The following is a 5,227-nucleotide window of genomic DNA, read 5'->3' as shown; positions in this document are numbered from 1 at the left end:
TTCTCATTTATGAGAAAGAGTAATGAGCTTCTTTCACTCGGGAGAGTTGTCCGAGAGGCCGAAGGAGCATGATTGGAAATCATGTAGATGGTTTATACTGTCTCAAGGGTTCGAATCCCTTACTCTCCGTAATAGAATTATCCTGGCCCGTTGGTCAAGCGGTTAAGACACCGCCCTTTCACGGCGGTAACACGGGTTCGAGTCCCGTACGGGTCATTAATTGAAAATATGGAGGTTTAGCTCAGCTGGGAGAGCATCTGCCTTACAAGCAGAGGGTCAGCGGTTCGATCCCGTTAACCTCCATAATGAATTGGTTCCGTGGTGTAGGGGTTAACATGCCTGCCTGTCACGCAGGAGATCGCGGGTTCGATTCCCGTCGGAACCGTCGTTCTTTTTCAATTAATACATTTTTAAATATTGGCGCGGTAGCTCAGTTGGTAGAGCAACGGATTGAAGCTCCGTGTGTCGGCAGTTCGATTCTGTCCCGCGCCACCATGGAGGAGTAGCGAAGTGGCTAAACGCGACGGACTGTAAATCCGTTCCTTAGGGTTCAGTGGTTCGAATCCACTCTCCTCCATTTAATAGGGGCATAGTTTAAAGGTAGAACAGCGGTCTCCAAAACCGTTAGTGTGGGTTCAATTCCTGCTGCCCCTGCCATGGCGATTGTGGCGAAGTGGTTAACGCACCGGATTGTGGCTCCGGCATTCGTGGGTTCGATTCCCATCATTCGCCCTTCTTTTTTTGGGGTATAGCCAAGCGGTAAGGCAAGGGACTTTGACTCCCTCATGCGTTGGTTCGAATCCAGCTACCCCAGTTCTATAATTTACTTTATAGACTGATAATAGTATAATGGCGGTATAGCCAAGTGGTAAGGCAGAGGTCTGCAAAACCTTCATCACCGGTTCAAATCCGGTTACCGCCTTAGTACTAATAAATCAACTTGCCGGCGTGGCGGAATTGGCAGACGCGCTGGACTCAAAATCCAGTGCCCGTTGAGGGCGTGCCGGTTCGACCCCGGCCGCCGGTATTGACTAAGATGAACCCATCTTAGTTTTTTATTGAGAAATAAAATAACATATCTTATTATGGCGAATGTGGCGAAGTGGTTAACGCACCGGATTGTGGCTCCGGCATTCGTGGGTTCGATTCCCATCATTCGCCCTTCTTTTTTGGGGTATAGCCAAGCGGTAAGGCAAGGGACTTTGACTCCCTCATGCGTTGGTTCGAATCCAGCTACCCCAGTTTTATCACGCCGGCGTGGCGGAATTGGCAGACGCGCTGGACTCAAAATCCAGTGATCTCACGATCGTGCCGGTTCGACCCCGGCCGCCGGTATCCTAACCCAAACGTAGTTTTACGTTTGGGTTTTCTTTTTGTTTCTAGAAAAGTAATGGCACACTGACATATTCTTATGTTAGTGTTTTTTTGTTTGAAAAAAATAGGAGAATACATTTTCACTCAATGGAAACCTCTTTTGTCAAAAATATGTGTCTCTTTCATATCATGCTATATTTATTTGTGAAAACAAATGAACGTGTTAATAGGAGAAGACATATGAGTAAGTTGATTATTTTAAGAGGAAACTCTGGTAGTGGCAAAACAACTACTGCGAAGGCTATACAAAATTATTTTCCACGTGGAAAAGTGATGCTCATTTCTCAAGATGAGATCCGTTTAGGTATTTTAAATGTCAAAGATCGTAAAGAGAATCCGACTGCTGATTTAATTCGACTGATTGCTGAATTTGGATATGATAAATTTGATGTAGTGATTATTGAAGGTATTCTTGGTTCTCACATTTACAAAGAGATGTTTGAACACTTATGTCGTTTTTTTGATGAGGTATACACTTACTACTATGATATTCCATTTGAAGAAACTGTGGCACGTCATGGACAACGAGAAAAAGCAAAAGAATTTGGTGCTGAATGTATGAAAAAATGGTGGTTGGAAAAAGATGTATTAAATTTCTCAAATGAAACGTTGATCACGTCAGAAATGACTCAAGAACAAGTGGTCCAAATGATTATCTCTGATATAAATGGAAGCGGTTTATGATTGCTTTGATGCAAGTCTTGATTTTTCCCTTTTTATAGATACTACAATTGATTTCTAAGGAGAAGTATTATGGACAAAAGAAAAATGATTCAAAACTATTTTCACTCATGGATTACAAGAGACTTTTCCAAAATACCTGAATACTTTCATCAAGATATCGTGTATAGAGAATGTTATGGGCCAGTATATCATGGTATGGATGAAATCAGTAGTTGGCTTTGTCATATGCGAACAAAACAAAGGGTTATTGCATGGCACATCTATCGAATACTTGATGTTTCAGATGATATTTTTGTGGTGGAGTGGTACTTTTATGCTGAAGAGACAGCAAAATACAGTTTTGATGGTGTTTCAATCATAGAATTTGATGGGGATAAGATCATCTCGATTAGTGAATACGAACAAAAGCATGAAACGTATAGACCGTATGAAGAAACGTAATTCCTCCGTATTGAATAGTATATTTTTTTAGCGTTTTCTCTATCGATGAGGTTTTCTATTTTTCACTTTCTTTTGAGAAGAGGAAAGCGAGTTGAGAAATCTATGTTAGTATTGATTCATGGAAATGGTAAACGATGTTTAGAAGCTGAAATTAGAAGAAGCGTATTTTATTTCAATTCCAATCATTCTTTATGCGTTTCTACTACTATTCAGAGGAGTGGAAAATATGAAGTTGTGGAAGGTTGTTAATATTTTAGAATTAGTCATTTTTGTTGTGGGTATTTTATTCTTGTGGTTTAGAAAAGTCGATGGTAGCGGAGTTGTCAATACAACAAATAATAAAATGGTTTCTATAGCTATGCTGGTTATTTTCTTTATTATTCTTGCAATCATCCAATTGATTTGGTTTAGAGCTCTTAAAAAGAGAAGTCTGTGAATCATCATTTTATAAATGAATTGCCTGATTTTTAATTTGGTTATGCGAAATTGCAGTGTTTCATCGAGAATTGATTCTCTAAGGGTCACTATTTTGGTCGTGTCAGAAGATAACTCATGTTTGGAATCGTTGAACTATGATTATCATATATATATAATGAGTAATCGAATTGAATTAATTGGTATTAACCGAACAATAATATTCACTATTGTCATTCTTGGGAGAGAATGACAAGCTGCATTAAGAAATAATGCAAAGACTATGAATGTGGGACAAATCTAAAAATCAGGTTTGCTACAGACTTTCGAATAAACGGCGTCCAAAAGTCAGTTTTTTCGGAAATTTTAAAAAAACGTGGGACAAAAGTAAGAAACACTTTTTTCTCATTCTTTAAAAACGATTAAACGGTGGGAGCAGGAGCAACTCCTTCGAAAATAAGCCGGTACCCACAAGAAATTTGCTAAGCAATTTCCGTGAATCCCGGCTTATCTTTTTGCGTGAAATACATCTATTTCAACTTTTTTATACGAATGTACTAGCCACTAAACTTTTCTGTAGCGTTTCAAACCAATAATATTTAGGAAAGTAAAAATAATAACAAAGAGAATCAGTATACCTAGGTCAAAGGAGATGGCAGACCATCCTTGACCTTTGATCATAATAGCAGTTAATGCATCACCAGCATAACTTAATGGAAATAGATAAGAGATGTATCTTACCCAATCCGCCATGCTATCTAATGGAATCAATCCCGAAAAGAATACTTGGGGAATAACTATCAATGGAATAAATTGAATCATTTGAAATTCCGAATTCGCAAATGTCGATACGAATATTCCCATAGCTAATGCTGTGAGTGCGATAAAAATGTTTGTTATAATTACCCACCATAAACTACCGATTATTTGCAGATTTAGTACATAAATAGAGAAAAAAACAATGATCAACGTTTGGATAATTGCGAAAAGCCCGTATCCTACCAGATAACCCATAACAATTTCAGTCCGTTTGACAGGTGTAGCTAGTAGTCTTTCCAAAGTACCAGCCGTACGTTCTCTTAGTAAAGCAATACCTGAAATCAAAAATACAAAGAAGAAAACAAAAAATCCAATCAAAATAGGAAATATCTTGTCAAAAAAAGAACTAGTTGCTCCGCCGTAAATATACGAATTTTTTACTGAAAAATTTTCTATATCTACTTTTTGACCGGTTTGTGCGGCTAATTTTTGGACATTGGTACTAAGTTCTTTTAAGAGGTTTGCCGTCAATGAATTTTGGAAAAGTCCCTTTACTTTTGCTGTAGTATTTGGATCTTCATTTTCATACGTAACACGGAAGGTAGAACCGTCTAAAGTTACAAAAGCATCTAAATTGTCTTCACGCATTTTCGCTTTGTAATCCTTGTTTGTATCATAGTGTTTTACTTTCACTTCGTCTGAAGGAAGTTGCTCCACTACTTGTGAAGGAACGGAATTATCTACCCCGATAACTACATGTGTGTCAGAATTTGAGTCAAAAACAACATTCATTAAACTTAAAACAAGGATTGGGGCAAGCAGCATCAATGCTAACGTTCGTTTATCTCGAACTAATTCTTTTATAACACGGGTCAATATAGCTTTAAAGCGAATCATTTTACACTTACCTCGGCTTTCAAGAAAACTTCTTCAATACTGGTTGCATTAAACTGTTCTTTTAATTCATGTGGTGTACCTAATGCAAACAGCTTTCCTTCAATAATAAGTCCAACGTAATCACATTTTTCTGCTTCGTCCATTACATGAGTGGTCACAATGATTCCTTTATTATTATTTGCTAACTCTTTTAATTGATTCCAGATCGATATACGCAAGCTAGGATCAATTCCTACAGTGGGTTCATCTAATATCAGCAGGTCGGGATTTGAAAGTAAGGTGATAGCTAAAGATAGTCTTCTTTTCATCCCACCAGAATAAGTTTTTACTGGTTTATCTAAAAATTTTGTTAAATTGACTAAATGTGTATTTTTATTTATCGCAGCATCAAGTTTTTCACCAGTTAGTCCCATTAAATTACCAAAAAATATTAAATTTTCTTTTCCAGTTAAATCTTCGTAGAGGGCATCGCTTTGTCCCATATAGCCAATTCGTTCCAAAATTTTTCGATTTGGCATTTTTGTATTAAATACTTCAGTAGAACCTACCTCTAATTTTTCCATTCCCATTAAACATTTGATTGCAGTTGACTTCCCAGCCCCACTTGGACCAATCAATCCTAAAATCGTTCCTGATTGTAGACTCATATTTATATTAT

The 5,227-nt window shown here is 37.6% G+C and carries 5 protein-coding genes and 14 tRNA genes; 17 read left to right on the top strand and 2 right to left on the bottom strand.

The window, feature by feature from the left end:
• The first annotated feature begins 40 nt into the window (after positions 1-40).
• The 17 genes from ED2_RS14160 (at position 41) to ED2_RS14080 (ending at position 2,935) form a co-directional block, all read left to right on the top strand.
• A tRNA-Ser gene (locus tag ED2_RS14160) sits at positions 41-129 on the top strand.
• A 15-nt stretch (positions 130-144) separates the two neighbouring features.
• Positions 145-216 (top strand) — tRNA-Glu (locus ED2_RS14155).
• 14 nt (positions 217-230) lie between these two features.
• Positions 231-303, top strand: a tRNA-Val gene (locus tag ED2_RS14150).
• 9 nt (positions 304-312) lie between these two features.
• Positions 313-385 (top strand) — tRNA-Asp (locus tag ED2_RS14145).
• A gap of 34 nt (positions 386-419) precedes the next feature.
• Positions 420-495, top strand: a tRNA-Phe gene (locus tag ED2_RS14140).
• A gap of 1 nt (position 496) precedes the next feature.
• Positions 497-577: transfer RNA gene (locus ED2_RS14135), tRNA-Tyr, on the top strand.
• 6 nt (positions 578-583) lie between these two features.
• A tRNA-Trp gene (locus ED2_RS14130) sits at positions 584-657 on the top strand.
• 2 nt (positions 658-659) lie between these two features.
• Positions 660-732 (top strand) — tRNA-His (locus ED2_RS14125).
• A 10-nt stretch (positions 733-742) separates the two neighbouring features.
• Positions 743-814 (top strand) — tRNA-Gln (locus ED2_RS14120).
• 37 nt (positions 815-851) lie between these two features.
• Positions 852-922 (top strand) — tRNA-Cys (locus ED2_RS14115).
• A 20-nt stretch (positions 923-942) separates the two neighbouring features.
• Positions 943-1,027, top strand: a tRNA-Leu gene (locus ED2_RS14110).
• Between the two features lie 61 nt (positions 1,028-1,088).
• Positions 1,089-1,161, top strand: a tRNA-His gene (locus ED2_RS14105).
• 9 nt (positions 1,162-1,170) lie between these two features.
• Positions 1,171-1,242: transfer RNA gene (locus ED2_RS14100), tRNA-Gln, on the top strand.
• A gap of 9 nt (positions 1,243-1,251) precedes the next feature.
• A tRNA-Leu gene (locus ED2_RS14095) sits at positions 1,252-1,335 on the top strand.
• A 219-nt stretch (positions 1,336-1,554) separates the two neighbouring features.
• Positions 1,555-2,058 carry a zeta toxin family protein gene (locus ED2_RS14090; protein ID WP_016176858.1) on the top strand — a complete coding sequence of 168 codons (504 nt, stop codon included), beginning with the start codon at positions 1,555-1,557 and terminating at the stop codon, positions 2,056-2,058.
• A 69-nt stretch (positions 2,059-2,127) separates the two neighbouring features.
• Positions 2,128-2,499 (top strand): nuclear transport factor 2 family protein, encoded by a 372-nt coding sequence (locus tag ED2_RS14085; RefSeq protein WP_005878490.1) that lies wholly within the window; start codon positions 2,128-2,130, stop codon positions 2,497-2,499.
• A 226-nt stretch (positions 2,500-2,725) separates the two neighbouring features.
• On the top strand, positions 2,726-2,935 hold the full coding sequence (locus ED2_RS14080; protein WP_005878492.1) for a DUF3923 family protein: 210 nt from the start codon (positions 2,726-2,728) through the stop codon (positions 2,933-2,935).
• A gap of 542 nt (positions 2,936-3,477) precedes the next feature.
• Here the strand turns inward: ED2_RS14080 and ED2_RS14075 are convergent.
• Positions 3,478-4,569, bottom strand: a complete 1,092-nt coding sequence (locus ED2_RS14075; RefSeq protein ID WP_005878494.1) for an ABC transporter permease — start codon at positions 4,567-4,569, stop codon at positions 3,478-3,480.
• Positions 4,566-5,222: an ABC transporter ATP-binding protein gene (locus tag ED2_RS14070; protein WP_227645016.1), complete on the bottom strand. Its 657-nt coding sequence runs from the start codon at positions 5,220-5,222 to the stop codon at positions 4,566-4,568. The genes ED2_RS14075 and ED2_RS14070 overlap by 4 nt, the downstream gene beginning before the upstream one ends.
• Positions 5,223-5,227 lie beyond the last annotated feature (5 nt).

This window comes from Enterococcus durans NBRC 100479 = LMG 10746, assembly GCF_001544215.1.
Classification (GTDB): Bacteria; Bacillota; Bacilli; order Lactobacillales; family Enterococcaceae; genus Enterococcus_B; species Enterococcus_B durans.
The sequence above is the reverse complement of the archived record's forward strand: the minus strand, read 5'-3'. Positions and strand labels throughout refer to the sequence as shown.

Excerpts from the sequence above, each read along its gene's own strand:
- ED2_RS14090 (WP_016176858.1), top strand. The coding sequence starts at position 1,555 with ATGAGTAAGTTGATTATTTTAAGAGGAAACTCTGGTAGTGGCAAAACA.
- ED2_RS14085 (WP_005878490.1), top strand. The coding sequence starts at position 2,128 with ATGGACAAAAGAAAAATGATTCAAAACTATTTTCACTCATGGATTACA.
- ED2_RS14080 (WP_005878492.1), top strand. The coding sequence starts at position 2,726 with ATGAAGTTGTGGAAGGTTGTTAATATTTTAGAATTAGTCATTTTTGTT.
- ED2_RS14075 (WP_005878494.1), bottom strand. The coding sequence starts at position 4,569 with ATGATTCGCTTTAAAGCTATATTGACCCGTGTTATAAAAGAATTAGTT.